The organism is Laedolimicola ammoniilytica (assembly GCF_025567165.1).
GTDB lineage: Bacteria > Bacillota > Clostridia > Lachnospirales > Lachnospiraceae > Laedolimicola > Laedolimicola ammoniilytica.
This window is the reverse complement of sequence record NZ_JAOQKC010000001.1, coordinates 142,578-168,182: the sequence shown is the minus strand read 5'-3', so window position 1 is coordinate 168,182 and position 25,605 is coordinate 142,578. Positions and strand designations below refer to the sequence as shown.

Here is a 25,605-nt window from a genome sequence, read left to right as displayed (position 1 = left end):
TAAATATTACAAATTTGTTAAAACTTATGACTGAATTATAACAGGGTGATTTTGGTTTGTCAACCTTGACAGCCCTCTATCTTCCAGAATTTATATTTTCTTTAGAAATCATCCGGACCGCCTCTCGTATTTTCCTTTATTTTCCTCGTAAATTTCACATTTTCCATTGACATTTACAGATAATTTGCTAAAATAAAAGAAACAGTAACAATTATCATTATCAAATAAGGAGGGTCTTTATGCCAGCTTTAAAATACAGCCGTCAGAGAGAATCCATTATGCGCTTTCTCCTGTCCCGGTACGACCACCCCACCGCAGATACCGTCTATCTGCATGTAAAAGAAGAATTTCCGAATATCAGCCTCGGCACCGTCTACCGCAACCTGGCGCTGCTGACCGACCTGGGCGAGATTATCAAGATTACCACCGACGGAGCCGACCGCTTCGACGGACATGTGGAGCCCCACTCCCATTTTATATGTAGAAAGTGCCACGCGCTCTTCGACATCCATATGGACGACGAGTCCTTCATCGATGAGAAGGCCCAGAAGGTGTTCCCGGGCATCATCGAGGGACACACGGTGCAGTATTACGGCATCTGCGAGGAATGCGCGAAGAAGCGCACGTCCTGACGCCGTTCCTTCTATATATAACAGGAAATGAGACAGGCGGGCGCGCAAGAATTTGTTGATAAATATTTTTAAATATTGCTTGACGAACCCAGGAACGTGTGCTATATTAATATCAGTAACAGGAATCGTTACTGATATACATCAAAAAGAAATAGAACATCAAAATATTATTTTAAAAAGAAAAGGAGAACAAGATTATGAAGACATGGGTATGTACAGTATGTGGTTATGTATGGGAAGGCGAGACAGCACCGGAGAAATGTCCCCAGTGTGGAGTTCCGGCATCCAAGTTCAAAGAGCAGGCTGAAGGCCTGACCTGGGCAGCTGAGCATGAGGTAGGCGTAGCACAGGGCGTAAGCGAGGACATCCTGAACGATCTTCGCGCAAACTTCAACGGCGAGTGCTCTGAGGTAGGTATGTATCTGGCTATGGCTCGTGTAGCGCACAGAGAGGGTTATCCGGAAATCGGTCTCTACTGGGAGAAGGCAGCTTACGAAGAGGCTGAGCACGCTGCAAAGTTCGCAGAGCTGCTTGGCGAGGTAGTTACCCCCAGCACAAAGAAGAACCTGGAGCTGAGAGTTGCTGCTGAGCACGGCGCAACCGAGGGCAAATTCGACCTGGCAAAGCGTGCAAAGGCTGCTAATCTGGATGCGATTCATGATACTGTTCATGAGATGGCCCGTGATGAGGCTCGTCATGGCAAAGCATTCGAGGGTCTGCTGAAGAGATACTTTGCGTAAGCTATAAGGCATGCAAAAGCATAAGGAAATGGTTCAGAGGGAGCTTACTCACTCTGGGCCATTTTTTTACATTTTTATAGGGCGCCAGCCCTCCTCAACAAACAAAAAAGGGGAGCTGCCTCAGCAGCCTCCCCTTCTCTTTTTCTATCTTACTTAGCACTGTGCCGCGAACTCGCGGATCTTCTCTTTCATAGCCGGAATATCATCCTGCAGCTTCAGAATCGCGTAGATGGAGGACTGTATCGGACGGCCCTGGCCGCAGTAGATGGCGGCGATGGCGATGAAGCCACGACCGGCTGTCATATCATTTGTAAACAATCCCAGACGCTCCAGAGACATGTTCATTCCACCAAGCGCACAGCCTACAGCGCCAATCAAAATCGCTGCGTACTTATAAAAATCTGTATGGAGTCCGATGGCCTTCGCAGCCTCCTCGCTCTCACCAACTACTCGTACATAGATACCAAACTTCGTATGATACATGACCACATACATCAGGAAAATCATGATGAAAGCCAGGTATGTAATCACTGGATGTCCGCTTAGGATGCTTCCAATAAACGGAATTTCCTTGATAATTGGAATGTTGATTTTCAATGCGTTCAGGTTGAACTCCTGCAGGATAATATTAGAGGAGTTCAACATAACCAGCACGAATCCCGCTACCGCTGTGGATATCATGTTGATGGCCAGACCTATTATGATGACATTACCTTTCATGGTAACGCCAAGGAAAGAAAAGACCAGACCGTATAACAGGGTCGTCGCAATGGTAAACAGCACGGTCAGCGCCATATTACCTGTCATATAATAGGTAAGGATGGATACGAACGCGCCGTTCAGCATCATGCCCTCCAGCGCGATATTCAACACGTTCGCCTTATAGGCAAACATTCCTCCAAGTACACACAAAATAATCGGCGCACTGTGGTATACACAATCATAAAGAATACTTTCCAACAGCTGCATACCTATGCCTCCTTTCTCTTTGCGTGACGGCCAAATAAATGAAACCGTTCGTTGACAAACTTTACTGCCAGGAACAGGACGATCAGGCCCTGAATCAATGCTACAATTTCCTTCGGAACGCTGGTGTACATATTGATGCTGTCGGCTCCTGTCTTCAGTCCTGCATAGAAGATCGCTGCAATCAGGATACCGATGGGGTCGTGGCCGCCCATCAGGGCAATCAGCATACCATCCCAGCCAAGTCCCGGGCTTCCGGAAAAGCTTAAGGTGTAGCTGTACTGATCTTCCATCATCCAGCCTGCGCCCGCGATACCTGCCAGTGCTCCGAACATGGCCTCATCGCTTACTACATGTCCTCCCTCTGAAACAATGAAGTAATACCAGACGCGCGCCGGAAAATCGCAATGATTTTTAGCCTTGACTTTTCTCATTTTTTGCATATAATATGAATATAGTTACACATAGTTTTGAATACTACTTACAAAATTATTAAAAACCATGTTTATTTTAAAAACAACGAAAGGGGTTGTTACCATGAAGTTTGAAATCAAGGATCCGGGAAGCGCGATTACTCATTTTATCGGTATGCTGATGGCGGCTTTTGCAGCGACGCCGCTTTTAATTCGGGCGGCCAGTAATCCCGATAAGATACATCTCATTTCCTTAAGTATTTTTATCGTCAGCATGATTCTGCTGTACGCGGCCAGCACCACTTATCACACGCTGAATCTGTCCGAGCGGACGAACCGCATCCTGCGGAAAATCGATCACTGCATGATTTTCGTGCTCATCGCAGGCTCCTACACGCCGGTGTGCCTGATTGTGCTGGGCGGCAAGGTGGGATATACCCTCTGCGCCATCGTGTGGGGCATCGCCATCGCGGGCATTATCCTGAAGCTGTTCTGGATTACCTGCCCGAAATGGTTTTCCTCGGTGCTGTATATCGCCATGGGCTGGGTATGCGTACTGGCGTTTACACAGATTCTGAATTCCCTGTCTCCGGCGGCTTTTGGCTGGCTGCTGGCGGGCGGCATCATTTACACGGTGGGCGGTATTATCTACGCGCTGAAGCTGCCGCTGTTTAACGCCAGACATAAGTATTTTGGCTCCCATGAGATTTTCCACCTGTTCGTGATGGGCGGGAGTATCTGTCATTTCATTATGATGTATGTGTTTGTGGCAAGGATGCCCATTGGGCTGTAAAATCGGAAAACCAGAGAGGTTCTGCAAATCGCAGAGCCTCTCTTTTTGTTTAATCGAAGTTATATTTTAGCTCGATCTGTCCTCTCTGTATTTAATCTGATTTGCATGAAAGAGCTCCTTTATATATAATAGAAATGATCTACAACCGTATATTTCTACTATATATAAGGGAGTTTTTATCCCCTTTACCTGGGAGAAAATTATGAATTACACCTACATCCTCCGGTGCGGCGACGGCTCGCTTTACACCGGCTGGACCAATCATCTGACGAAGCGCGTGGCGGATCACAACGCGGGCCGCGGCGCCAAATATACGAAAGCGCACCTGCCGGTGGAGCTGGTCTATTATGAGATCTTTGAGACAAAGGAAGAAGCCATGAAGCGGGAATGCGCCATCAAAAAATTAAGCCGCCCCCAGAAGGAACGGCTTATTGAATCGGATATGAATTTACTTAAGGAAGCAGCTCCTTCGGATTAATGCTCTCCCCATCTTTCAACACCTGGAAATACAGATTGCTGCCCTCCTTGCTGTAAAAGCGGGTGGGCTCCGCCACATATCCTATCAAGTCTCCAGCCTGCACATAGTCTCCCTGCTGCACGGCCGGTTCTTTGATCTGTCCGTAGATGACCTCATAGCCGCTGCCGATATCCATGGTAATCGTCGTGCCGGTCTCGTCCCGATTTTCGATGGAGGTCACCTTTCCGACGGCAGCGCTCAGGACGCTCTGATCCACGCTTCCTTCTATTATAATAGCCGGATTGTACTTATACTGGTCCAACGTCGGGAAATACACGGTCTTGTCCATGCTGTAATCCACCAGAATATTACCGGCAATGGGCCAGAGAAGCTTCCCCGTCTCAGCTGAGAAGGACAGGGGCGGCGCTTCCGCTCCTGCATTGGCCTCGATGATCACCGGCTCGTCCACATTCATTTCCGCGTATTCACTCTCCAGCTCCGGGCTGTCCGAGGCCGTGTCCTCTGTCGGCGCTTCCGCCGTCTCCGCAGGAACTTCCTCGTCGGTCCGATCCCGCGATGCGCTTCCCGACGCCGCCTGGCGCTCTTCTTCAGCCTGCGCTGCCTTCTGCTCCCTGGCCGCTGCCAGCTCCTGCTCTCTGGCCTTCGCCGCGTTTTCCGCATCCGCCATTTCCTGCTCCAGCTTCTTCTGCTGCTCCTCAGTCTTTCCCACCGTGTACATGCCGAACATGGTCACGCCCGCCAGAAGACACAGGCTCAGCGCTACCGTCGCCATTCTTCTGCCCGCCGGGCCGGTCTGCCGTTTCTTTTTTCCTGTCATAAGCTTCACCTCTATGATTTATTCCGCTTGTTTCTCGCTATCCCTAGGATAGCCATTTTCGGTGATGCTTATACAATCCAGATTTTTATAAAAATATGTCAAAATTGCCCGATAGTCCTGCCCCTCCTCCGCCATCCGGTTGGCTGCATACAGGCTCATGCCGAAGCCGTGGCCCAGTCCTCGGGTCACGATACGGACGCCCCCGTCCGTCTCCTCCGCGGTGAAGCAGCTGGAGTTCAGGCCATAGCGGAAACGGAAGGCCTCGCCGGTCAGAATCTCGTCGCCTGCCTGCACCTCCGTCACATATCCGGCGCTGTCCCGCCCCCGGATCACCGGAAGCGTCATGTCCGGAAAATACGTGATCTTCAGATAATCCGCAGATTCCAAATCATTCTCACATTCCACAGAAGTCAGATAGGCGTAATCTGCCCCCAACGCGCTTCCGGCCCGGGTTTTTCCGGCGCTCACCGCATGGTAGGGCAGATCCGGCAGAGTTCCATCCAGGGCCAGCACCTGCCCTTTGGTCTCTTCGGCTGCCTGACGGCATTTTTTCAGATAGCGCTCCCGGTTTTCATAATTCCAGAGCTCCGCGGCTGTTTCCTCGGTGCAGGCAGTGAATCCCAGCGCCTCCAGGTCCGTTTCCTGAAGTTTCTCCGCCGCCTGCTGCCAGTCGTCTGTTCCATCATATTCCATCGCTTTTCGAAGCAGATTCGTCCGGATCACCACCGCCTGGGCCTTCAGGGCTTCCGGCTCGCAGGTCACCGGGATCTGCATGGGCAGAATCCCTGCCACGCAGCGCTCAATGGTCGGCTGTTCCTCCTCACCTCCTCCCACATTCACCTCACCCGTACAGAGCACCACCGCCACATAGGGCAGCAAAAGCAGGATCATCAAAATCGAAAGGACTGTCTTCATTTTTTCTCTCATTCTACAGCTTATGCATAAAAAAAGAGAAACAGACCGCCGCCTGTTTCTCTTTTTAGTTTACATAACTCTATTTCTCTCTATCTGCCAGAATCAGCTTCCGAATGGCCTCCACACTCACGTCGATAGCCGCCGTCATATCCTGACTTTCGCTGTCACTAAGGCCCTGCTTCCTGCGCTCCTGATTCCAGAGCACATTCAGCACGCAGCCCGCGCGCATGCCCAGGATCTGCGACACGATGAAGACCGCCGCGCTCTCCATCTCCGAAGCCAGGCAGCCTGCCTTGATCCAGGCGTCCCATTTGCTCATGAGCTCGTAGCCTGCCGGCATCCGTTCCGGGCTATGCTGGCCGTAGAAGGAATCCTTGCACTGAACCACGCCCGCGTGATACGTATGGCCCAGCTCCTTTGCGCTGTTTACCAGCGCATTGGTCACATCCAGATGGGCGATGGCCGGAAATTCCACTGGCACGTACTCCTTGGAGGTGCCTTCCATGCGGATGGCTCCGGTGGCCACCACCAGATCGCCGCCCTTCACCGGCAGGGCCATGCCACCGCAGGTGCCGATGCGGATAACCGTATCCACGCCAATCTGATGCAGCTCCTCGATGCCGATGGCCGCTGAGGGACCGCCCATACCAGTTGACATAACATATACTGGTTCCCCCTCAATCTCGCCCACCCAGGTGGTGTATTCCCGGTTTTGTGCCACAAATCGCGGATTTGCAAGGTGCGCAGCGATTTTCTCCACCCGCCCCGGATCGCCCGGCAGAATGGCGTAGCGCGCCCCGGCTTCATTGATAAATCCGATATGGTAAGGTTTCTGATGTTCATTATACATAAGCCTGACCCCCTTTTTCTTAACCATACACGATTTCACCCCATTTTGCAATGGAATTTCCTGTTACATGAAAAAGAATGTGCCATTGGCACATTCTCGCGCCGAGGAGCGGTTGCTTCAGCAACCATCTACCACTGCGCCGAGTGCGCATCTTTGCAAGCTCTGCTTGCTTTTATGGAATAGGGAATTCTATCGGAATTTCCTATTCCATAAAAAGGACAGACGCCCGAAAACGTCTGTCCTTTTGTCATCTACCCTTTATTTTGCAGCCTTTTTGCCGCTGACTTCCATATCTTCCTTCGGAAGCTCTACCGTCATCTTATCCAGATGCCAGATATCGTCCACGTACTCCTGGATGGTTCGGTCGGAAGAGAACTTGCCGCTGCATGCGGTATTCCAGAGAGCCTTCTTTGCCCACTGCTTCTCGTCTCGGTATACAGACTCGATCTTGGCATGGGTCTCTGCATAGGACCGGAAATCCTTCAGGATGAAGTAGGTATCTGCCCGATCGCTGTTGTTCGTATTCAGCAGAGAATCATACAGGTCGCGGAACATCTCCGGATCCTGGGGTGCATAATAACCATTGATCAGCTGCATCAGCACGTGACGGATATCCTGATCGGAATTGAAGATATCCATGGGATTGTAGCCGCCATGCTGCTCATAATTGATAACCTCGTCTGCGCTCAGACCGAAGATAAAGGCGTTTTCCTCACCCATCTCTTCTACCATTTCCACATTTGCACCGTCCATGGTTCCGATGGTCAGGGCTCCGTTCAGCATGAACTTCATGTTACCGGTACCGGACGCCTCCTTGCTGGCGGTAGAGATCTGCTCAGATACATCTGCTGCAGCGAAGATCAGCTCTGCGTTGGAGACACGGTAATCCTCGATAAAGACAACCTTGATCTTGCCGCTAATAGACGCGTCGTTGTTGATCACGTCTGCCACGGAGTTGATAAGCTTGATGGTCAGCTTCGCGCGGCGGTAGCCTGCTGCTGCCTTTGCTCCGAAGATAAAGGTTCTCGGATAGAATTCCATATCCGGATGCTCTTTGATCTTATTATACAGATACATCACATGCAGGATGTTCAGCAGCTGACGCTTGTACTCATGCAATCTCTTAACCTGTACATCGAAGATGGAGCGCGGGTCTACGGTGACGCCGTTGTGCTCCTGGATGTATTTCGCCAGACGCACCTTGTTCTGATACTTGATGTTCATGAACTCCTGCTGCGCCTTCTCGTCGTCTGCGTAGACTTTCAGCTTGCTGATCTGGGACAGGTCGGTGATCCACTCGTCGCCGATGTGGTCGGTCACCCACTGAGCCAGCAGCGGATTGCCGTGAAGCAGGAAACGACGCTGGGTAATACCGTTGGTCTTGTTGTTGAACTTCTCCGGCATCATCTCGTAGAAATCCTTCAGCTCCTGCTTTTTCAGGATCTCTGTATGCAGTCTCGCTACGCCGTTTACAGAATGGCCTGCCGCGATAGCCAGATGAGCCATCTTGACCTGTCCGTCGTAAATGATAGCCATCTTGCGGATCTTCTCCTGATCGCCCGGATATTTTGCCTGGATATCCAGTACAAAACGACGGTTGATCTCCTCCACGATCTGGTATACACGGGGAAGCAGACGGGAGAACAGCTCGATAGGCCATTTCTCCAGGGCCTCTGCCATGATGGTGTGGTTGGTGTAAGCGCAGGTCTTAGTCGTTACATCCCATGCCTCGTCCCACTCCAGGCCTTCCTCGTCGATGAGGATACGCATCAGCTCGGCTACCGCTACAGTCGGATGGGTATCGTTCAGCTGGAACGCCGCCTTCTCGTAGAACTTGCGGATGTCGTCATGATTTCTCTTATAACGGGCAATGGCCTCCTGCACGCTGGCGGAAATAAAGAAATACTGCTGCTTCAGACGCAGCTCCTTGCCTGCCATATGGTTGTCGTTGGGGTACAGAACCTCTACCAGCAGCTTCGCCAGGTTTTCTTCCTCTACGGCCTGCTGATAATCGCCCTTGTCGAAGGCGTCCAGGCGGAAGGTATTCATGGCCTCTGCGTCCCAGATACGAAGGGTATTCACTACGTTATTGCCATAGCCTACTACCGGAAGGTCGCAGGGGATAGCCCGTACGGCCTGATAGCCCTTCTGGATAAAATGGTTCTTGCCGTTCTGATCGACCTCTACGTCTACGTAGCCGCCGAACTTGACGATCTTCGCGTACTCCGGACGGCGGAGCTCGAAGGGATTGCCGTCCACAAGCCAGTCGTCGGGAATTTCTTTCTGATATCCGTTCTCAATTTTCTGCTTGAACATACCATAGCGGTAACGGATGCCGCAGCCGTATGCCGCATAACCCAGGGTTGCCAGAGAATCCAGGAAGCAGGCTGCCAGTCTTCCCAGAGCTGCGTCCGGCTCCTGATCCTCGATTACGTTCAGATCGCAGCCCAGCTCCTCCAGAGCTTCCTTTACTTCGTCATAATAGGTTAGGTTAATCAGGTTATTGCCAAGAGCACGGCCCATCAAAAATTCCATGGACATGTAATACACGATCTTCGGATCCTGCTTTTTCATCTGCTCCTGGGTTGCAATCCATGCGTCGATGATCGCGTCCTTGGTAGCCAGCGCTACCGCATGAAAAATCTGGTGCTGTGTTGCCTCTTCAATGGGTGTCCGGTACAGAGTCTTCACGTTGTAAACTACGCTTCTCTTAAAGAGTTCCTTGTCGAAGGGTCTCTTATTCATAATAGTTTCCTCCTCTTTGATACCGTTTATCACTGTTCACTCCGTTCACAGTGACACGCTTCGCAATGCACAGAAAGTATGCTGTCCGCATCATTTCGTGCTGCAAGACCAGAACGCGCTTACGCGCGCTCTACGCCCATGGTAACATTCTCGCCGTTGATACTCCAGTCCTTCACGTAGCCATTGGCCTCGTCGAACTTCACATCCACTGCCAGAACCTCGGACTTGATCTGATCCGCATTGGCCCTGATCAGCTCTTCGATCTTCTCATTGCCCTTGCAGGAAATCACGATCTTGTCGGTTACCTGGAAATCTGCCTCTTTCCGCATGGTCTGCACCTTGCTGATGATCTCGCGGACAAAGCCCTCCTCGATCAGTTCCGGTGTGAGCTTGGTGTCCAGCACTACGGTGATGGTATTGTCACCGTCAGATACAAAGCCTTCGGTCTGCGCCATGTCAATCAGCAGATCCTCTTCAGATAATACCACATTTGTACCGTTTACGTCAAATGTGAGGCTTCCCTTCTCCTTCAGCTCGTCCATGGCGGTATTGCCGTCCACCTCAGACAGGTGCTGGCGGATGCCGTTCAGGAACTTGCCGTACTTGGGTCCTACGGTCTTCAGCTGCGGTTTGAAGCTATATGTGGTAAATGCGCGGACGTCGTCGGTAAAGTCTACCTTTTTCACGTTCAGCTCGTCCTCGATAATCTCGCAGTAGTACTCAGCCAGCTTGTAGGGAGCCTTTACATACATCTGGGCAATGGGCTGACGGTTCTTGATGTTCGCGGTGTTACGGCACGCACGGCCCATCACAACGATCTTCAGAACCTCATCCATATCGCGCTCCAGCTCTTCGTTGATCCATGCCTTGTTTACAGTCGGGAAGTCGCACAGATGGATGCTCTCGGGAGCATCCTTGTCGATGCTTCTTACCAGATTCTGGTAAATTTCTTCTGTCATGAAGGGTACCATGGGCGCTGCCGCCTTGGAAATGGTTACCAGGGAGGTATACAGGGTCATATAAGCATTGATCTTATCCTGCTCCATGCCCTTTGCCCAGAAACGCTCACGGCTGCGGCGTACATACCAGTTGGACATATCGTCCACGAACTCCTGAAGGGCTCTTGCTGCCTCCGGGATCCGGTAATTGTTCAGGTTATCGTCTACCTCGCCTACTACGGTGTTCAGCTTGGACAGAAGCCATTTGTCCATGACACTCAGGGAATCATAATTCAGCTCATACTTCGTTGCGTCAAATTCGTCAATGTTGGCATACAGCACGAAGAACGCATAGGTGTTCCAAAGGGTACCCATGAATTTACGCTGTCCTTCCTGTACGGCCTTTCCGTGGAAACGGTTGGGCAGCCAGGGCGCGCTGTTGATGTAGAAATACCAGCGGATGGCGTCTGCGCCGTATTTATCCAGCGCGTCAAAGGGATCTACCGCATTTCCCTTGGACTTACTCATCTTCTGGCCGTTCTCATCCTGTACATGGCCCAGAACGATGACGTTCTCGTAAGGAGCCTTGTTGAACAGAAGCGTGGACTCTGCCAGCAGGGAGTAGAACCAGCCTCGGGTCTGGTCTACGGCCTCGGAGATAAACTGTGCCGGGAACTGCTGATGGAACAGCTCCTGATTTTCAAACGGGTAATGATGCTGCGCGAAGGGCATCGCTCCGGAGTCGAACCAGCAGTCCAGTACCTCCGGTACGCGGCGCATGGTCTTGCCACAGCAGGGGCATTTCATGGTGATCTGGTCAATGTACGGGCGATGGAACTCGACGGTCTTCGCGTTCTCGTCGCCGCTCATTTCATAAAGTTCTTCTCTGCTTCCGATGGACTCCTGGTGTCCGCAGCCTTCACACTCCCAGATGTTCAGCGGAGTTCCCCAGTAACGGTTACGGCTTACGCCCCAGTCCTGAATGTTCTCCAGCCAGTCGCCGAAACGTCCCTTACCGATGCTCTCCGGGATCCAGTTGATGGTATTGTTATTGCGGATCAGGTCATCCTTTACCGCGGTCATTTTGATGAACCAGGACTCACGCGCGTAGTAGATAAGCGGTGTGTCGCAGCGCCAGCAGAACGGGTAATCATGCTCGAACTTGGGCGCGTCAAAAAGCTTGCCCTCTGCGTCCAGATCCTTCAGGACTTCGGGGTCAGCCTTCTTTACAAACATACCTGCATACGGCGTCTCGGCGGTCATGTTACCCTTGCCGTCCACGAACTGTACGAAGGGCAGGTCGTAGTTGCGGCCCACACGTCCGTCGTCCTCACCGAAGGCCGGCGCGATATGAACGATACCGGTACCATCGGACATGCTGACATAGTTGTCTACCGTTACATAGAAACCTTTCTTATGCTGCTTTGCAGCTGCCTCTCCGGCGCAGGCAAACAGCGGCTCGTACTCCTTGTACTCCAGATCTTTTCCGACATATTTTTCCAGAACCTCGTAGGCGGGCTTGCCTTCCTCTGCGAGACCGCCCAGCACCTTGTCTGCCAGGGCCTCTGCCAGGTAGTAGGTGTAGCCGTCTGCTGCCTTGACCTTTACGTAGGTGTCGCTGGGGTTCATACACAGACCCACGTTGGACGGCAGGGTCCAGGGGGTGGTGGTCCATGCCAGGAAGTACGCGTCCTCATCCTTTACCTTGAAGCGGACGATGGCGGAGCGCTCCTTCACCTGCTTGTAGCCCTGGGCTACCTCATGGCTGGAAAGGGGGGTACCACAGCGCGGGCAGTAGGGAACGATCTTGAAGCCCTTGTACAGCAGGCCCTTCTTCCAGATCTCCTTCAGCGCCCACCACTCGGACTCGATGTAGTTGTCATCGTATGTGACAAACGGATGCTCCATGTCTGCCCAGAAACCTACGGTGCCGGAGAAATCCTCCCACATGCCCTTGTATTTCCAGACGCTCTCTTTACATTTGCGGATGAACGGGTCCAGGCCGTACTGCTCGATCTGCTCCTTGCCGTCCAGACCCAGCATCTTCTCGACCTCCAGCTCTACCGGAAGTCCGTGGGTATCCCAGCCGGCCTTTCTCGGTACCATGTAGCCCTTCATGGTGCGGTATCTGGGGATCATATCCTTGATAACACGGGTCAGCACATGGCCGATATGGGGTTTACCATTGGCGGTAGGCGGTCCGTCGTAGAAGGTGTAGGTCTCGCCTTCCTTGCGGCTGTCCATGCTCTTCTCGAAAATGTGATTTTCATCCCAGAACTTTTCAATCTCTTTCTCACGGCCGACGAAATTCAGGTCGGTTGATACTTTGTTGTACATGATTTTTCCTCCTTTTGAAATCACTGAAAACCCTGTTCTCCAGAATTTCAGATTCGCGGGGCGGCGTCCGAAGGGACTTGTGCCTTTCGCGAAAAAAAACGACCCTTGTCCTGTAACAGGACAAAAGCCGATCGCTTCTGTGAAACCACCTTATTACAACATGCCATCACATGTGTCTCCCATAACGGAGGAGTCCCGCCGGAGCCTACTGGTATTGCTTTTCGGATACAAAACGCTTTCAGCCCGGAGCTCGGAAGTGATTTTCAAAAAGTCCTACTCGCACCGGGCTTCCACCATCCCCGGTTCTCTGTGCCTTTTGGCGCTTTTCTACTCTCTTCGTCTGTGCCTTTTGTTGTTTAGTTTTCTTGCTATTGGCTAGTATACCCCGTTTTTGCGGGATTTGTCAACCATTCGGCCGGATTTTACCCATTTTTTCTTAAGGAAATTTAAACTTTTCTCGGAAGCCCTTGCGCCCTTTCCGGAAATGACCTATACTTAGAATCAAAATGTTACAAATTTATTCCAGGAGTGCTTTTATATGAAGTTTTCACATAGATTTCGGTTTTTTACGGGTCTTCTGACCCTTTCCCTGATGGGTTCCCTCTGCTTCAACCCCGTTTCCGCAGAAGCTGCGAAAAAAGCCTCGAAAAGGACGGCCGCGCAAATCGCCGCGGAAAAGGCTGCCGCCGAGCAGATCGAGGCCGAGCGCCAGGCTGCTTATAATAAGGATATCGATTCCAACGCCATCGACGGCTGGCCCCAGGGCCCGCAGATTTACGCGGAATCCGCCATCGTCATGGAGGCTTCCAGCGGAGCCATCCTTTATAATAAGGATATGGATATGAAAAATTATCCGGCCAGCATCACGAAGATTATGACCGCGCTTTTAACCCTGGAGAACTGCTCGCTGGATGAGACGGTCACTTACTCTTACAACGCGACCCACACCATCGACGCGGGAAGCAGCAGCATCTACACTACTGAGGATGAGCAGCTCACAGTGGAGCAGTCCCTCTACGCGCTGATGCTGGAGTCCGCCAACGAGTGTGCCAACGGTCTGGCGGAGCATGTAGCCGGTTCCATTGATGCCTTTGCGGAAATGATGAATCAGAAGGCGGCGGAGCTGGGCTGTACCAACACCCATTTCGCCAATGCCAACGGCCTCCACAATGACGAGCACTACACCAGCGCCCACGACATGGCGCTGATTACCCGGGCCGCCATTCAGAACGAGGATTTTCTCCATATCTCCGGCACGGCCAAGTATCAGATGCAGCCTACCAACAAGCGTGACGAAATCACCTATATGACCAATCACCACTATATGATTGCCCCCTACAAGGGGATCACCAAGTACCTGGACGATTCGGTCATCGCAGGCAAGACCGGTAATACCAGCGTGGCCAAGGGCACTCTGGTCACGGTAGCGGAGCGGAACGGCATGACGCTCATCGTCGTGACCATGCGGACCCAGTCCACCGGTGAGAAAGGCGTGCCGCTGTTCACCGATACAGCCTTGCTTCTGGACTACGCCTCCGAGAATTTTACGCCCTTTAATGTCTCCGAAAATGAGACCAATTTCTCGGTATCCGGCTCCTCTTATATCGGAAGCGCCATCTTCGGACAGTCCAAGCCGCTGATTCAGATCGACACCGGCGCGGACATCGTGCTTCCCAACGGCGTCTCCTTTACGGACGCCTCCCCGGAGCTGACCTTCCAGGATGAAAATGCGGATTCAGATGTGATTGCCAGCCTGTCCTATACCTACAACGGGGAACCGGTGGGTACGGCGGATATTTCTCTTACTAAGGATAATTTACAGGAATTTACATTCGATAAGGAAACCGATTCCGGAGAAACCGCGGATACAGAAACTAGCGGAACCGAAGAACCGGTTCAGCAGACTCATTTTATCAAGATTAATGTGCGGCTGATTCTGATCGTGGCGGCAGTGCTCCTGCTGCTCTTCCTGCTGTACCGGCTGATCCGGCATCTGATGAAGACCTTCCAGCTTACCCTTCGTCTGCCGAAGCTACAGCGGAGACGCTCACGGAACCGACGGAGCTCCTTCCATGGCATGAAGCCTGCTGCAAAGAATAAAAAGCCGGAGAAACGGTATCATCGGACGCCAAAGGATCGAGGCGGATGGGATGATCTAGATCTTTAATATCCCTTTTGCCTCCGCCAGCCGTTCGTCAAATTGTTCATAGAAATCCCTGCCTTTTTTCCAGGGCTTCTGATAAAAACTTTTTAAAATATACAGATCCACCATTTTCTGGTATTTCTCACCGTCCTGCTCTCTGAGCCGGGCGGTGATTTCTTTCAGAAAATAATGCCAGTCGATGATGAATTTCTCATTGCGCTTCAGATCCGGCGTGTCGATCCATTTCTGCACCTTCACCTTGGACTTGGGCTCCTTAGGACATTCATGCACCTGCAGGAAATACTGAAAGCTGTGGTTCTCATAAAGCCTTCCCAGCGGAAAGATCCGGCAGAAGCCCGGCCGCAGCCCATGGATGCTGCAGCGCCCCTCCGCGTTCAGAAAGCCGCAGCGCTCCTGCTCTCCCGAAGTCTTCATATTCGGCAAAATGATGCCCTCCACCAGATTCAGTTCCAGTTTATCCTCCAAAAGCGCCTCGAAGCTGACGCCCAGCCCCGTGGTCAGCCGCCACACATCAAAGGGATCCAGAATAATCGTGCTTCCCATGCTCTCGCAGCACTGGGAACACCCCGCGCACCCGCCGCAGTCCGCCTTCACCATATCCCGGGGCCCGTAGAGCCTTCCGTCGGAGACCTCCTTCATATCAATTTCACGTTCCATCGTTTTTCTCCTTGTCTGTTTTCTTATTTTATGGTACACTCTTTAAGTGAAGTCAGTCAAGACTGACTCGCAGGTTTCTGTAGCTCAGCAGGATAGAGCGTCCGCCTCCTCAGGTAGAACCATGACGGAACCCTTTTGGAGAAAAAGGGTAGCGTTTGAGGGTCACTTAAGGATGCGAAATCTGAAAAATCAGAAGAGATAAGAAAGAGATAGTTCATCACAGAAGTGATAGAATTATAGATGATGGTAGCCGGAGCCAAAGGGTCGAAAAATCCCGGAAATACGGCATTTGTTCTCGTAGTTAAATGGATATAACAATAGCCTCCTAAGGTTGTGCTCTACCAGCTGCCTTACGGGGAAAAGTGATCGTTGCCAGTCTCAATTTAATATAAGTCTCTGTAGCTCAGCAGGATAGAGCGTTCGCCTCCTAAGCGAAAGGCCGTGGGTTCGAATCCCGCCAGGGACGCCAGCAAACACGCCGAAAACCTTTGATTTATCAGGGTTTTCGGCTTTTCTTATTTCTGCGGCTTTTGTGGCTTTTTTGCAAAAAACCTTGGTTTGCTAACATTTGCTAACGAGATTTGGCCTTTTGCTAAGAAAGGCGGTAAGTCAGAGGTTCGATTTTTACCAAAGGAACTTGCAAACATTTGTTAGCAGAAATTAGAGGAAGTTGCAAACAAAATCGCGAATTTGCTAACATCGCTCAAAAATGCTTTCAGAACCTTGCTAACAAAAAAAGTGTTTGGTCACTGTGCAAAGTGGTTCAAACGAAGAAAACCTCTCACAAAGTGAGAGGCGTTCTTCTGAGGGAGGGACTTTATAAAGCTTTTGCCAGCTGCTTGAGCAGTGCGGCAGTTTCGGGATTTTTAAGCAGTTCCAGTATCTTCGCTGCATCACTTTCATCACTTTCAGTGACGGCAGTATCCGCAGTTTTAGGCTCTGTATCTTCAACAGGGTCAGGGGTCTTGGATGAGTAAAATGCTTCCTCCAATCGCTGAGCGTTTATGCAGCGATCCTCGTCGATGATGTGAGAGTAGACATCTGCAACCATTTTTACCTGAGCATGACCAGAGTCGCCCTGGACGGATTTCATATCGCCACCATTGAGTTTCAGCTTGTAGGTGATACTGGAGTGACGGAGAGAATGGAATACAACATGAGGCAGTCCGTTTTCTTTGATAAGTTTATTGAAAGCACGGTTAATCACCTGGCTTTCCATCGGACGGCCATTGCTGGAGCAAAAGACCAGGTTATTGTCGATGTATTCATCTCCAAACAGATCCATCAGCTCATCAATTTCTTTTTTTCTCTCTACCAGCATATAGGCAACTGTTTTCGGCAGGTACACGCGGCGAATACTGGTTTTGGTTTTAGGCTCTTTCAGGACCAGAGCAGTATGGGTACTGGCTATGCAAGGTGGAAACTTCTTAATAACACCTTTGTCGCTCAAATCGTCCAATGCACCTCGTGTAACCCGTTGCAGCTCTTTGTTGACGAATATATAAGCTGAACCATTTTCTATGCTCTGTGGTGCAATATCAATGCAGTCCCAGGTAAGGCCCAGCATTTCACCAATGCGTAAAGAGCAGGAGAACGCCAGATTTAAGGCAAGGGAGAGGATAGGATCATCACAGACTTCCATAGCCTTGCTCAGCGTTTCGGCAGTCCATATATCCCGTTCTTTATGTTCTTCTTTGGGAAGTGTCGCATTCAGGACAGGGTTACGGCTGATTAGTTCCCAACGCACCGCCTGATTAAAGGCACTGCGAAGTAGCTTGTGAATTTCTCTTACTGTATGCGGGGTCAGATATTCGCTTGTGGGTTTGCGGTTGTTGACGCTTACCGTTTTCACAGAGAGCAGATCACGGTAATACTTATCCATCATCCTTGGAGTGATGTCGGATAGTAACATATCTCCGATAATAGGAGTTATGTAGTTTCTCGCCAGACCACGGCGGCTTTCATATGTTGACATTGCCCAGGTATTTACACCATAGATGGACATATATTCATCGAGCAGATCGTTCAGGGTCTTTGCCGTAGGAATAAAGAAGGTTCCAGAGTCCTGCTCATACTCAATTTGCTTTTTTCGTTTTTTTGCTTCTGCATTTGTGCTGAAGGTTTCCCAACGCTGTCTGCGTTTTCCGTTTTCATCTGTGTAATCATACACCACAGAATATTTGCTTTTACGCTTCACGATAGATGCCATTTTCATTGCTCCTTTCTGAGATTTTCACATAATGAGTTTGCTTTTGATACCAGGCTTCAAAACTGCTGGTAATGATACGAATTCTTCGATCAACCAAGGTCGTCTCAAAATAGCCCCTTTTAACAAGGTCATAAGCTGTGCCAGATTTCAGCCCCAAAAGATCCGCCATTTCCGGAACTGACATCGTAGTATGCCTCCATTTCTCTCCGGGCGGTGTACCATCCACTTTTTTATAGTGGAACTGGCCGGCATACCAATCTTCAAAGCTATCCAGCATAACTCTCATTCGTCCGGCCACTTGAATTGTTTTGAAATAGTTCTTTTTAACCAACCAGTAGGATTCTACTTTACCAAGCCCAAGCATTTTGCCCATCTCTGGTACAGACATACTGGTCTTTACTCTTTGTTTTTGCATGGCTTTTGCCTCCTCTATAAAGTTTTTCTTGCTATGGCCTCATTGTAAGAGAAAGCAGAAAAAAAGTTAAGGATGTCGATTTGGAGATCGGCATCCTTGACAAATCATTCATCTGCGTGATCCAGCCAGTCATCAAAGCTCTTTTTGGAAATGCGGATATGACCGCCGACTCTGACGCTGTGGAATACACCCTGTTTTACCAGATTATATGCTGTGGGACGACTGATACCCAGAATGTCCTGAATCTCATCGACCGTATAGGTTCTTTTGTCATAGCTGACAGGATTTTGTTCATTAAAGCGGTTCAATTCCGCAATTCTTGCTTCAAACATAAAAACGCCTCCTTTATCCGGTAAGTGGCCTTACGGAGCCTCCATTTCCTCCGGAATATGAATATCTAAACTAACTTGCAGAGCATCATCAATCGCTCTCATTTCTTCGCGAGATACGCGCCCAATGTACGATAAAACACGCCTTTTATCAATCGTTTTAATTTGCTCCAGCAGAACAACAGATTTCAGTCCAAGCTCTGGAACGCTCTCCAGTGCATAGTGTGTGGGCAGCTCCTTTTTCTTAATCCATTTACTGGTGAGTGGAGCTACGATCAAAGTGGGGCAGAAAAAATTCCCCACATTGTTTTGAAGAACCAGGACAGGACGGGTGCCGCCTTGCTCTGATCCAAAATAAGGGTTCAAATTGGCATAATATAAATCCCCACGCTTATAAATCCAATCTTCTTTCATGTTCATCCTCCTATGTTTTGAGATTTGATTATGTAAGAAGGAGGCTCTGCAAATTACAGAGTCTCCTTCAATTTAGCGCCTGTTTTATCCCTTACTTGTCCACGACACCCCAGGGATTTGGGTAATCATTAAGCCGCAGGTGGCTGGCCTGCTTCTCAGGAGTTTCACCTCCACTTCGTTTGGTCTTACCCATGGCCTGCGACGGTTATTATCACGCTCGGACTATGGCTGTAAGAGAGCTTTCCTCCTTGTTATGCCATGACCGGATGCCATCCGATGTATTCCAGCCTGATATATTTCTGATAAACCGAAAACTCATCTATACAGCAAAAATGGGTTGGCCTGTTATGCGAGTGGCAGCTCTCAGAAAATATACCGCTGATGTAGCGGCTATTACGCCCAAAGAGGATCAAACTTAATGATTCGTATATGAGGTTGTCAAGGTGCAAGTGAAAGGATTTCCCTCTCACTTGCTACTGCCACTTTTTTAGAAAATCGCAACCAACTTTTTTATTTTTTCTTCAATTTTTTTCAATCGCTTATCTGCGGCTTGCCGAGTAATACCATATCGTTGGGCTAAACAAGTTGCATTTGGTATTTTCATTTCATAATAGGACAATATAAAATCTCGTTCTGCTGGACTCAGTTTCAATAGAGCTTGGTGTAAATCCTCAAGAAGTAAATTCTGAATAGCTTGTTCCGCAGTATCAACAGATTCATCCACAAACAAATCTGTATCCTGATAACCTTCCTCTGTGCCGTCACGATCTCCCACATGAGAAGCCGGGAATATAGAGCGACTTTTCTCATGTTCCTGGAGATAGCGGCTGTGGCGGTCCTCCTGTTGGTATTTTTCAAAATCTTTGCGAGAACATTCCATGATAATGCGGTCATCTTCATCACGGAACATTTTGACTGTTTCAACAAAAAAGCGCCCAGTAAAGCAACCATTGCGGCGTGCCTTACTGAACGCTGAAAAACTGATTTCCTCCCATTCCTGTGGGCTGTTATTTTTCCAAATGAATACTCTCGTCATATCCTTTCCTCCGTTCAAATTCTTGGTAGTCAGCGAATTTGAACGGTGTCATGGATATTTTGCTATGTACGCCTCCCAGCGCATACCGGCCTCCTAATACCGGGCAAAGAAAAAGGCCGGAAGTGTTTTCACCTCCAGCCATGTTCCTGCCGCCATATTGCAGCAGGAATGAAAAAAGCCCGGTTAATGCCGGGCCTTATGTAGAAATGTATTCAATTTAGCGCATTCCTGCCACTATAACAAGTATAGCAGGTCGGAAGTCGGAAGGGAGTAGGGATTAGGTCGGGGATTTGTCGGGATTTAGTCGGGATTTAGTCGGGGCAGCTCCTCCAGGACTTCTGGAATAGAATATCCAAACAAGCAAACAGAAAATAAATAGATGGCTTCTCGTTTTCGGTCATAAAAGACACTGCGCTCTATATTTAGTTCTTCCAGCAATTCTTTCTCTGTACTGTTGAACCGATAGATAAATTGCTTAGTCAAAATTTCATAGTAAAGTTCTCCTCGATCCGGATACCGTTTCAGACGAAGGAGTGCACGGTCAATAATATTGACCAGCATTTGATTTTGAACAAGGCAGCAAACTTTTTCTTCAAAGGCTTGCAGTTCAATATCTGGTGCAAAATTTTCAAGATAGCAGAGGCCAGACTCTATATCTTGTTCTCCCATAATCCAAGCAGTTTCTTGTAATTCTTCTGCCCGTTCACTCAGAACCCAGACTACATCACGGTAAATCTTTAGAATCAGCTTACTTCTATGAAACGCAGCGTCGCTGTTAAGCCCCAAAGCTGTTAGCCTGCTGTTACATTTTTGGATTGTTGTGCTTTCTTTTCTCATAGAACATCCCTCCTTGTTCGCAATATTGCGAACATATTAGGTACAAAATAGCATAGCAGAGGAGCGTGAGAGAGGGCAGTGCCTCTCTCTATTCCCCCATTTGGTTATATCAGGTTTCTGGATTTTAGACGAATCTGCATTGCTTGCTTGGAAACCTCAAAAATATTTGCCATTTCAGCAATGAGCTGTTCATCTGTCCGGCCTATTTTAAGCCGGTAAAAACATTTTTTGATCTGCGGTAAAGGCATCAGCAGAGCAGAAGCCAGAGTATCCGCCTGACGCTCAATTATGCCATGACTTTCGTCGGAAGAAACATTTCCGTTATAAGCAGCAACATCTCCAGTACCAGAGTACAACTTCTTATGTAGTACCCAATGAGCCAGCTCATGGGCACAGGTAAAACGGAGCCGCCCTAATTTTGACGGATCACAAAGCCGTTCATCAATTAAGATTGTACCGGCTCTTACTGCAATCATTCGATACTGTCTCTGTATCTGGTCATATAAGACAACAGCACCGTCATCGAAAATTGTTTCCCCTAATATCTTGGGGTTTTTTCTTAGTGTATGAAACTCCAGGATTAGATCAAACTTTGTCTCGATAATGGTTTCGATTGGCACAGGACATGGTTGCCCGGATAGCAGAGAGGGATCATATTCCATCAGGATTTTTCGCCCTACTGCCTCGATTGCTTCTGTACGGATTTGTGGAATTGACAAAGCTCTCCCCCCTATCGTTTACGCTCCTTTAGCATTTTCATAAATGTCTGCCATTCTTCATCGGTAGCATCTACTTCTTTTGCCACACGCAAGGCTGCCCGAACAATATCTTTTTCCATGATATAGTCTGGCAAATCAGCAGATACTGTATTGCGTGATTTTGCAGCCAGATCCAAAAGCAACTCATGTTCTGATTTATCCAAATTCAGAAAGGCAGAGATGCGTTCCACAAAATCTCCATTGGGTGCAGGACGGCGGCTTTGCTCAATATCACACAGATAACCGTAAGCAATATTCAAATGCTTGGCTGTATCGCGTAAATTGAATTTGTGCGCCTTGCGTTTCTCGGCTATAAATGATCCAAAAGTTATATTGCCCACAGCATTCACCTCTCATTTGTTCGACGAACTGCGAACATCTTGCTTATATTGTATATCGAACATCTGTTCACTTCAAGGATAAAAATTTCATTTGAAAAGAGGTGTTAAAAATCAATAACACCTCTTTTGCGCTATATAAATTCCTGAGCGATTTGCTGCATTTCCGTAATGCACTCTTTGGGAGAGAGAATTTTTATTTTCCCTTTGAATTTGAATATCCAGCCATAAAAAGTTCCACTGGGGTTCACTTCAATTTTGGCTGTGAAGTGTGTATCATCATACCTATCAACAGCAGCATCTTCTCCATAATGATCTATGATTACTCTCATCAATTCGTTTTCACATAGAAGGGTTACTTCCTTCGATGACTCCGATGTAAACATATCAACCATTTTATTTGTATAGGAGGCTACATCAAATCCCTCTATCGGCATAAAGTAAGTTTCCAGATTTTCTACACTTGTTAGCCGATCTACACGGAAGTGAGCAATTTTCTGATGCTTCAGAGAAAATCCAATCAAATAGTAATGGTCATTTTTCCATTCAAGCGCATAAGGATTTACGACATAATAATATCCATCATGCTTTAAGATTTTCTTTTTTTCTTGAGTATATTCATAGTATTGGAACCGAATTTGCTGATGGTTTCCAATCGCTGTTTGGATATTGTCAATGATGTAGTAAACCTTTTCATTATGCGGTTTGACACGGCTGGATAAAGCAGCAAATTTTTGAAGCTGCTTTGCCTGATGTAGACTGGTCAGACGGCATAATTTCTGCACCAGCTCCTCAGACTTCTTGGCAGAAATGATCTTCGAGGATGCTACTGCGTCTGTCAGCATTTTCAGTTCTGGATACTCAAACAGGCGGTTTCCCATAAAATATTGGTTTTGGGTACTCTTAACCACCACAATATCAATCCCCGCATCGATCAGCGCATTGGTATCTGCGTAAACAGTCTGCCGCACTGCCTGAATTCCTTTTCCATTCAGATGGGCAATGATGTCAGATACTGTGGCGGGATGGTTTTCATCGGTCCGCTCATAGAGAAACCGGAGTAATTCCAGTATCCGCATATTTGTTGAATTCTGCATACTTCACCTCCTCGATTCTTAAAATGGCCTATTTTGTATGGTGTCCAGCCCCAAAGACCAGAAGCAGGGCGACAGCACAGAGAAGCAGGCCGATCCAATTTCGATCTATAATCAGCTTGATCACCGCCACAAGCAGAAGTCCGCCTACCAGGAGCACAACGCCATTCATTCAGCGTCCTCCCGAAGCATAGTTTCCCATGTTGATGTCCAGCACCCCTCTGGGCGGCTGGATCAAGGCATCTTCATATTGGCACTTCCACTGGATCTCCCGGCACATCTGGCCATCCGCCACGCCGTCTATGGTTTCCCCATCCTCAATGGGGTTATCATGCTCCAGAATATAGGACGCTGCATTATAGGCGTGGTTTACCACCCAGTTGGGGTCCATGCCGTGGAAGTGGTACTGGAGATCCGGCAAAAACAGGGTGCTCATGCCCACCGTGTCGATGAGCATATCCTCCGTGCCCTCGATGTTGAAGAAACGGACATTGACGCCAAAGCGGATGAACCGATCCGGCCCCTCAATCTGATGGGAGCGCACATCCTCTGCCAGAAACAGCTTACCGCAGTTCTGGAAATAGAACGCCTCACAGGTGGGGTACAGCTCTGCCAGAGCCTCCAGAAAGTCGGCATCCAGGTTGGCACGCTCCAGCGCTGGAAGCGCCGCAGTCAGCATATCGGTGGCCACCACCTGATATTTGCACTCCCGGAAGATCCGGTCACGGTCCTCCTGGCAGTCCCACATCTGGCTCATCAGAAAGGCATCAAAGCCTTTGCCCTTGAACTTGTCGCATTTCATCACCATCAGCTGTACCGGGCACTTGCCGTCCTGAAATTCCGCGACATGATCCAGGGCGGCAAAGCCGGCCATTTTCTTATCATAACAGAAGCACTCTGTTGATCCGATGTGCTTCTCCATTATGGCAGTCATTTTTTCTTTATCCGGCATTTCTACCGGCTCTTTGAACAGCATCTGAATGAGATAGGGACCTCCGGGCTGGGGGCCTTTTTTGTCGTCCAGATTTTGCTGGAAAGCTTTATTGCTCATTTGGTTTCCTCCTTAATAATCAAGCAGGATAGGCACCTGCTGTTCCTCGGCAAACCGCATGGCCCGCCAGAACATGGAGAAGGCGAACTTGGCCAGGGATTGGGTGTCATACTGGGTGTGTTCCGGGATGTCTGCCTTGCTGTACTGTCCATCTGAGTCTACGGTTCCATCTACCGGGTATCCCTCCGTGTCTGCCCAGCCAAGGATGGTGTCCTCATCGGCCTGCCATGCCAGCTGGTTCAGCTTTTCCAGCTCCTTCCGCAGTCCGCCCAAGGTGGCGATAGCGGCGGTGTCATCGGTAGGCAAGGACCCTTGGAACAGAAAGCTGTCAGAAAGAGGGAGCCACCAGGTAGCCCCACGAAACAGGGACCACACCCGCTCCTCATCTGATGCAAGGCGGGCGACCAGAGGATGCTCCCCGAAGATCCAGTCCTTCTCCACGGTGGAAGGCACCGGTTCCTCGTATGTACGACAGGCGGCCACCAGCAGCATAGCGCCAAAGGCATCCCAATCCGGCTTATCGGTGTAATAGGGCCGCTCGTTGTCCTCCGGCCATGGAGTGTAGGGCGGTTGGTTCGGCTGGGAAATGGCGGCTAAGATCTGATCCCGCCAGTTCTCCACCGCCGCCTGAACCTCGGCCGAGGACAGCTCCTCCTCGTTGTCGGCGGGTTCTCCATCCGGGGTGATGCGGTTGAAAGAGTATCCGTTTTCCTCCGCCCACTGCTGCACAACAGTTTTCCAGTTGTGAGAATAGTACCGGGTCAGCGTCCCGGCGTAGATGTCAAGTCCCATAGTAATGTCTCCTTTTCAATCAAAATCCATCCAGACCAGGTGTTTTCCGCAGTGGAGGCACTGGAACAGATAGCATTGCAGATGCCCGCCATTGACAGATTCCCGGATCATTTCTTTTTGCTCATCGTCCCACATCGGATCGTCCAGTACCTCCTCCAGCACACCCAGGGCCCGCAGTTCCCTGGCACCCACATGGCCCAGGTAGGCGCAGTAGTCGCCGCAGTGGGCGCGCCAGTATTCCTGCTGCCAGCCGGAGTAGCCGGGGGTGCGGTGGATCAGCTCGTCCAGCTTCTCCGGATCGTCTACACCATCATCCACAGAGAAATCATCTTGAAAACTACCGTCATATTTCCGGGCTGCTTCGCCGTTGGCGATGCACTCTGGGCACAGATATGCAATATCCTCCACGGCGTAAAAGGGGGCTGTATAGAAAATATGGGTCGTCTTGCCACAGCAGTCGCAGACAACGCCGTCTGCGGATTCCTCAAAAGCCCCAGTTTCCAGAGGGTTTGGGTGATACCGGAAGGCGGGCAGGCCCAGCTGGGCCTGCCGTTCCTTCTCTTTCTGCTTTTCCTCCGGCGTTTTGGGCTTGGGGAGAGCATAATGATTGCCCCAGTTTTCCGCATAGTCCTTCAGCGTGCCCAGCCGCTTGAGGGTCTTTTTATCGGAACGATTTCCGATTTGGCAGAGCAGTTCGTAGGCGTCCTTCTTAAAGTCCAGCAGGTCATATACATCCACCAGCACTTCCTTGGCCTGCTGATCCTCACTCTGCTCAAGTTCTTCCTTGAAGGTATATAGAGCGCGGACATTGTCTGGACCTTCATTGGTCGCAACAAACTGTTTTTTTAGTTCGATATAGGTTTTCTGATATTCTGTCATTGGTCGCA

General features: G+C 49.6%; 26 protein-coding genes and 1 tRNA gene. 6 read left to right on the top strand and 21 right to left on the bottom strand.

Translation table 11 applies throughout. The annotated features are described in order from the left end of the window. Window positions 1-239 precede the first annotated feature (239 nt). Both OCV63_RS00840 and OCV63_RS00835 read left to right on the top strand, forming a co-directional pair. Window positions 240-632: a Fur family transcriptional regulator gene (locus OCV63_RS00840; protein ID WP_158361389.1), complete on the top strand. Its 393-nt coding sequence runs from the start codon at window positions 240-242 to the stop codon at window positions 630-632. A gap of 197 nt (window positions 633-829) precedes the next feature. Next, window positions 830-1,372: an NADH peroxidase gene (locus tag OCV63_RS00835; RefSeq protein ID WP_158361388.1), complete on the top strand. Its 543-nt coding sequence runs from the start codon at window positions 830-832 to the stop codon at window positions 1,370-1,372. A 153-nt stretch (window positions 1,373-1,525) separates the two neighbouring features. Here OCV63_RS00835 and OCV63_RS00830 read toward each other — a convergent pair whose 3' ends face one another. Together OCV63_RS00830 and OCV63_RS00825 are read right to left on the bottom strand one after the other, a co-directional pair. After that, the gene (locus OCV63_RS00830; protein WP_158361386.1) at window positions 1,526-2,341 is read right to left on the bottom strand and encodes an ABC transporter permease; all 816 of its coding nucleotides are present in this window, start codon (window positions 2,339-2,341) and stop codon (window positions 1,526-1,528) included. Between the two features lie 2 nt (window positions 2,342-2,343). Continuing rightward, a complete protein-coding gene (locus tag OCV63_RS00825; RefSeq protein ID WP_331485442.1) occupies window positions 2,344-2,772 on the bottom strand; it encodes a hypothetical protein in 429 nt (142 codons plus the stop codon). Between the two features lie 103 nt (window positions 2,773-2,875). On the opposite strand from OCV63_RS00825, the gene trhA reads away from it, so the two are divergent. Both trhA and OCV63_RS00815 read left to right on the top strand, forming a co-directional pair. Beyond that, entirely contained in the window at window positions 2,876-3,544 is a 669-nt protein-coding gene (gene trhA, locus OCV63_RS00820; RefSeq protein ID WP_158361384.1) for a PAQR family membrane homeostasis protein TrhA, read from the top strand. 202 nt (window positions 3,545-3,746) lie between these two features. Beyond that, window positions 3,747-4,022 (top strand): GIY-YIG nuclease family protein, encoded by a 276-nt coding sequence (locus OCV63_RS00815; protein WP_158361382.1) that lies wholly within the window; start codon window positions 3,747-3,749, stop codon window positions 4,020-4,022. Here OCV63_RS00815 and OCV63_RS00810 read toward each other — a convergent pair. From OCV63_RS00810 to ileS, 5 genes are all read right to left on the bottom strand, one after another. Continuing rightward, window positions 3,997-4,839 carry a M23 family metallopeptidase gene (locus OCV63_RS00810; protein WP_158361380.1) on the bottom strand — a complete coding sequence of 281 codons (843 nt, stop codon included), beginning with the start codon at window positions 4,837-4,839 and terminating at the stop codon, window positions 3,997-3,999. The genes OCV63_RS00815 and OCV63_RS00810 overlap by 26 nt on opposite strands. An 18-nt stretch (window positions 4,840-4,857) precedes the next feature. After that, the gene (locus OCV63_RS00805; RefSeq protein WP_262670569.1) at window positions 4,858-5,754 is read right to left on the bottom strand and encodes a SpoIID/LytB domain-containing protein; all 897 of its coding nucleotides are present in this window, start codon (window positions 5,752-5,754) and stop codon (window positions 4,858-4,860) included. Between the two features lie 79 nt (window positions 5,755-5,833). Further along, window positions 5,834-6,604 (bottom strand): uridine phosphorylase, encoded by a 771-nt coding sequence (gene udp, locus OCV63_RS00800; protein ID WP_158361376.1) that lies wholly within the window; start codon window positions 6,602-6,604, stop codon window positions 5,834-5,836. Between the two features lie 258 nt (window positions 6,605-6,862). After that, window positions 6,863-9,349, bottom strand: coding sequence for a glycogen/starch/alpha-glucan phosphorylase (locus tag OCV63_RS00795; protein WP_158361374.1), 2,487 nt, complete (start codon window positions 9,347-9,349; stop codon window positions 6,863-6,865). Between the two features lie 119 nt (window positions 9,350-9,468). Next, window positions 9,469-12,624, bottom strand: a complete 3,156-nt coding sequence (gene ileS, locus OCV63_RS00790; protein ID WP_158361372.1) for an isoleucine--tRNA ligase — start codon at window positions 12,622-12,624, stop codon at window positions 9,469-9,471. Between the two features lie 538 nt (window positions 12,625-13,162). Here ileS and OCV63_RS00785 point away from each other — a divergent pair. Further along, on the top strand, window positions 13,163-14,791 hold the full coding sequence (locus OCV63_RS00785; protein WP_158361370.1) for a D-alanyl-D-alanine carboxypeptidase family protein: 1,629 nt from the start codon (window positions 13,163-13,165) through the stop codon (window positions 14,789-14,791). On the opposite strand, the gene OCV63_RS00780 is transcribed toward OCV63_RS00785, so the two are convergent. Continuing rightward, the gene (locus OCV63_RS00780) at window positions 14,780-15,445 is read right to left on the bottom strand and encodes a YkgJ family cysteine cluster protein (protein ID WP_158361369.1); all 666 of its coding nucleotides are present in this window, start codon (window positions 15,443-15,445) and stop codon (window positions 14,780-14,782) included. The two genes, OCV63_RS00785 and OCV63_RS00780, sit on opposite strands and share 12 nt — an antisense overlap. A gap of 392 nt (window positions 15,446-15,837) precedes the next feature. Between OCV63_RS00780 and OCV63_RS00775 the strand changes: the two genes are divergently transcribed. Then, window positions 15,838-15,914 (top strand) — tRNA-Arg (locus tag OCV63_RS00775). A gap of 348 nt (window positions 15,915-16,262) precedes the next feature. Here OCV63_RS00775 and OCV63_RS00770 read toward each other — a convergent pair. The 13 genes from OCV63_RS00770 to OCV63_RS00710 form a co-directional block, all read right to left on the bottom strand. Continuing rightward, window positions 16,263-17,654 carry a tyrosine-type recombinase/integrase gene (locus OCV63_RS00770; protein WP_007862346.1) on the bottom strand — a complete coding sequence of 464 codons (1,392 nt, stop codon included), beginning with the start codon at window positions 17,652-17,654 and terminating at the stop codon, window positions 16,263-16,265. Further along, on the bottom strand, window positions 17,632-18,069 hold the full coding sequence (locus OCV63_RS00765; protein WP_158361367.1) for a helix-turn-helix domain-containing protein: 438 nt from the start codon (window positions 18,067-18,069) through the stop codon (window positions 17,632-17,634). Before OCV63_RS00765 ends, OCV63_RS00770 begins: the two co-directional genes overlap by 23 nt. Window positions 18,070-18,173: 104 nt before the next feature. Next, window positions 18,174-18,401, bottom strand: coding sequence for a helix-turn-helix domain-containing protein (locus tag OCV63_RS00760; protein ID WP_002569114.1), 228 nt, complete (start codon window positions 18,399-18,401; stop codon window positions 18,174-18,176). Between the two features lie 30 nt (window positions 18,402-18,431). After that, window positions 18,432-18,812, bottom strand: a complete 381-nt coding sequence (locus OCV63_RS00755; protein ID WP_002569115.1) for a type II toxin-antitoxin system PemK/MazF family toxin — start codon at window positions 18,810-18,812, stop codon at window positions 18,432-18,434. Window positions 18,813-19,299: 487 nt separating this feature from the next. Next, window positions 19,300-19,848 (bottom strand): sigma-70 family RNA polymerase sigma factor, encoded by a 549-nt coding sequence (locus tag OCV63_RS00750; protein ID WP_006059623.1) that lies wholly within the window; start codon window positions 19,846-19,848, stop codon window positions 19,300-19,302. A gap of 300 nt (window positions 19,849-20,148) precedes the next feature. Next, window positions 20,149-20,685: a hypothetical protein gene (locus OCV63_RS00745; RefSeq protein ID WP_002592913.1), complete on the bottom strand. Its 537-nt coding sequence runs from the start codon at window positions 20,683-20,685 to the stop codon at window positions 20,149-20,151. Between the two features lie 104 nt (window positions 20,686-20,789). After that, entirely contained in the window at window positions 20,790-21,404 is a 615-nt protein-coding gene (locus tag OCV63_RS00740) for an ImmA/IrrE family metallo-endopeptidase (protein ID WP_002592912.1), read from the bottom strand. A gap of 11 nt (window positions 21,405-21,415) precedes the next feature. After that, window positions 21,416-21,784, bottom strand: a complete 369-nt coding sequence (locus OCV63_RS00735; RefSeq protein WP_002569119.1) for a helix-turn-helix domain-containing protein — start codon at window positions 21,782-21,784, stop codon at window positions 21,416-21,418. Window positions 21,785-21,915: 131 nt separating this feature from the next. Next, window positions 21,916-22,878 (bottom strand): helix-turn-helix transcriptional regulator, encoded by a 963-nt coding sequence (locus OCV63_RS00730; protein ID WP_006773000.1) that lies wholly within the window; start codon window positions 22,876-22,878, stop codon window positions 21,916-21,918. A gap of 28 nt (window positions 22,879-22,906) precedes the next feature. Beyond that, window positions 22,907-23,047: a hypothetical protein gene (locus tag OCV63_RS00725; RefSeq protein WP_006059618.1), complete on the bottom strand. Its 141-nt coding sequence runs from the start codon at window positions 23,045-23,047 to the stop codon at window positions 22,907-22,909. Beyond that, window positions 23,048-23,926 carry a DUF4261 domain-containing protein gene (locus tag OCV63_RS00720; protein WP_008723407.1) on the bottom strand — a complete coding sequence of 293 codons (879 nt, stop codon included), beginning with the start codon at window positions 23,924-23,926 and terminating at the stop codon, window positions 23,048-23,050. Window positions 23,927-23,938: 12 nt separating this feature from the next. Further along, window positions 23,939-24,718: a hypothetical protein gene (locus OCV63_RS00715; protein WP_024724967.1), complete on the bottom strand. Its 780-nt coding sequence runs from the start codon at window positions 24,716-24,718 to the stop codon at window positions 23,939-23,941. Window positions 24,719-24,733: 15 nt separating this feature from the next. Then, a complete protein-coding gene (locus OCV63_RS00710) occupies window positions 24,734-25,597 on the bottom strand; it encodes a CbrC family protein (RefSeq protein WP_020225633.1) in 864 nt (287 codons plus the stop codon). Window positions 25,598-25,605: the final 8 nt, after the last annotated feature.

Coding starts and splice junctions, on each gene's coding strand:
- OCV63_RS00830 (WP_158361386.1), bottom strand. CDS start 2,341: ATGCAGCTGTTGGAAAGTATTCTTTATGATTGTGTATACCACAGTGCG.
- udp (WP_158361376.1), bottom strand. CDS start 6,604: ATGTATAATGAACATCAGAAACCTTACCATATCGGATTTATCAATGAA.
- OCV63_RS00810 (WP_158361380.1), bottom strand. CDS start 4,839: ATGACAGGAAAAAAGAAACGGCAGACCGGCCCGGCGGGCAGAAGAATG.
- OCV63_RS00730 (WP_006773000.1), bottom strand. CDS start 22,878: ATGCAGAATTCAACAAATATGCGGATACTGGAATTACTCCGGTTTCTC.
- OCV63_RS00795 (WP_158361374.1), bottom strand. CDS start 9,349: ATGAATAAGAGACCCTTCGACAAGGAACTCTTTAAGAGAAGCGTAGTT.
- OCV63_RS00785 (WP_158361370.1), top strand. CDS start 13,163: ATGAAGTTTTCACATAGATTTCGGTTTTTTACGGGTCTTCTGACCCTT.
- OCV63_RS00745 (WP_002592913.1), bottom strand. CDS start 20,685: ATGAGAAAAGAAAGCACAACAATCCAAAAATGTAACAGCAGGCTAACA.
- OCV63_RS00755 (WP_002569115.1), bottom strand. CDS start 18,812: ATGAAAGAAGATTGGATTTATAAGCGTGGGGATTTATATTATGCCAAT.
- OCV63_RS00825 (WP_331485442.1), bottom strand. CDS start 2,772: ATGAGAAAAGTCAAGGCTAAAAATCATTGCGATTTTCCGGCGCGCGTC.
- OCV63_RS00840 (WP_158361389.1), top strand. CDS start 240: ATGCCAGCTTTAAAATACAGCCGTCAGAGAGAATCCATTATGCGCTTT.
- OCV63_RS00770 (WP_007862346.1), bottom strand. CDS start 17,654: ATGGCATCTATCGTGAAGCGTAAAAGCAAATATTCTGTGGTGTATGAT.
- OCV63_RS00805 (WP_262670569.1), bottom strand. CDS start 5,754: ATGAAGACAGTCCTTTCGATTTTGATGATCCTGCTTTTGCTGCCCTAT.
- OCV63_RS00780 (WP_158361369.1), bottom strand. CDS start 15,445: ATGGAACGTGAAATTGATATGAAGGAGGTCTCCGACGGAAGGCTCTAC.
- OCV63_RS00835 (WP_158361388.1), top strand. CDS start 830: ATGAAGACATGGGTATGTACAGTATGTGGTTATGTATGGGAAGGCGAG.
- OCV63_RS00760 (WP_002569114.1), bottom strand. CDS start 18,401: ATGTTTGAAGCAAGAATTGCGGAATTGAACCGCTTTAATGAACAAAAT.
- OCV63_RS00710 (WP_020225633.1), bottom strand. CDS start 25,597: ATGACAGAATATCAGAAAACCTATATCGAACTAAAAAAACAGTTTGTT.
- OCV63_RS00750 (WP_006059623.1), bottom strand. CDS start 19,848: ATGACGAGAGTATTCATTTGGAAAAATAACAGCCCACAGGAATGGGAG.
- trhA (WP_158361384.1), top strand. CDS start 2,876: ATGAAGTTTGAAATCAAGGATCCGGGAAGCGCGATTACTCATTTTATC.
- OCV63_RS00720 (WP_008723407.1), bottom strand. CDS start 23,926: ATGAGCAATAAAGCTTTCCAGCAAAATCTGGACGACAAAAAAGGCCCC.
- ileS (WP_158361372.1), bottom strand. CDS start 12,624: ATGTACAACAAAGTATCAACCGACCTGAATTTCGTCGGCCGTGAGAAA.
- OCV63_RS00715 (WP_024724967.1), bottom strand. CDS start 24,718: ATGGGACTTGACATCTACGCCGGGACGCTGACCCGGTACTATTCTCAC.
- OCV63_RS00815 (WP_158361382.1), top strand. CDS start 3,747: ATGAATTACACCTACATCCTCCGGTGCGGCGACGGCTCGCTTTACACC.
- OCV63_RS00765 (WP_158361367.1), bottom strand. CDS start 18,069: ATGCAAAAACAAAGAGTAAAGACCAGTATGTCTGTACCAGAGATGGGC.
- OCV63_RS00725 (WP_006059618.1), bottom strand. CDS start 23,047: ATGAATGGCGTTGTGCTCCTGGTAGGCGGACTTCTGCTTGTGGCGGTG.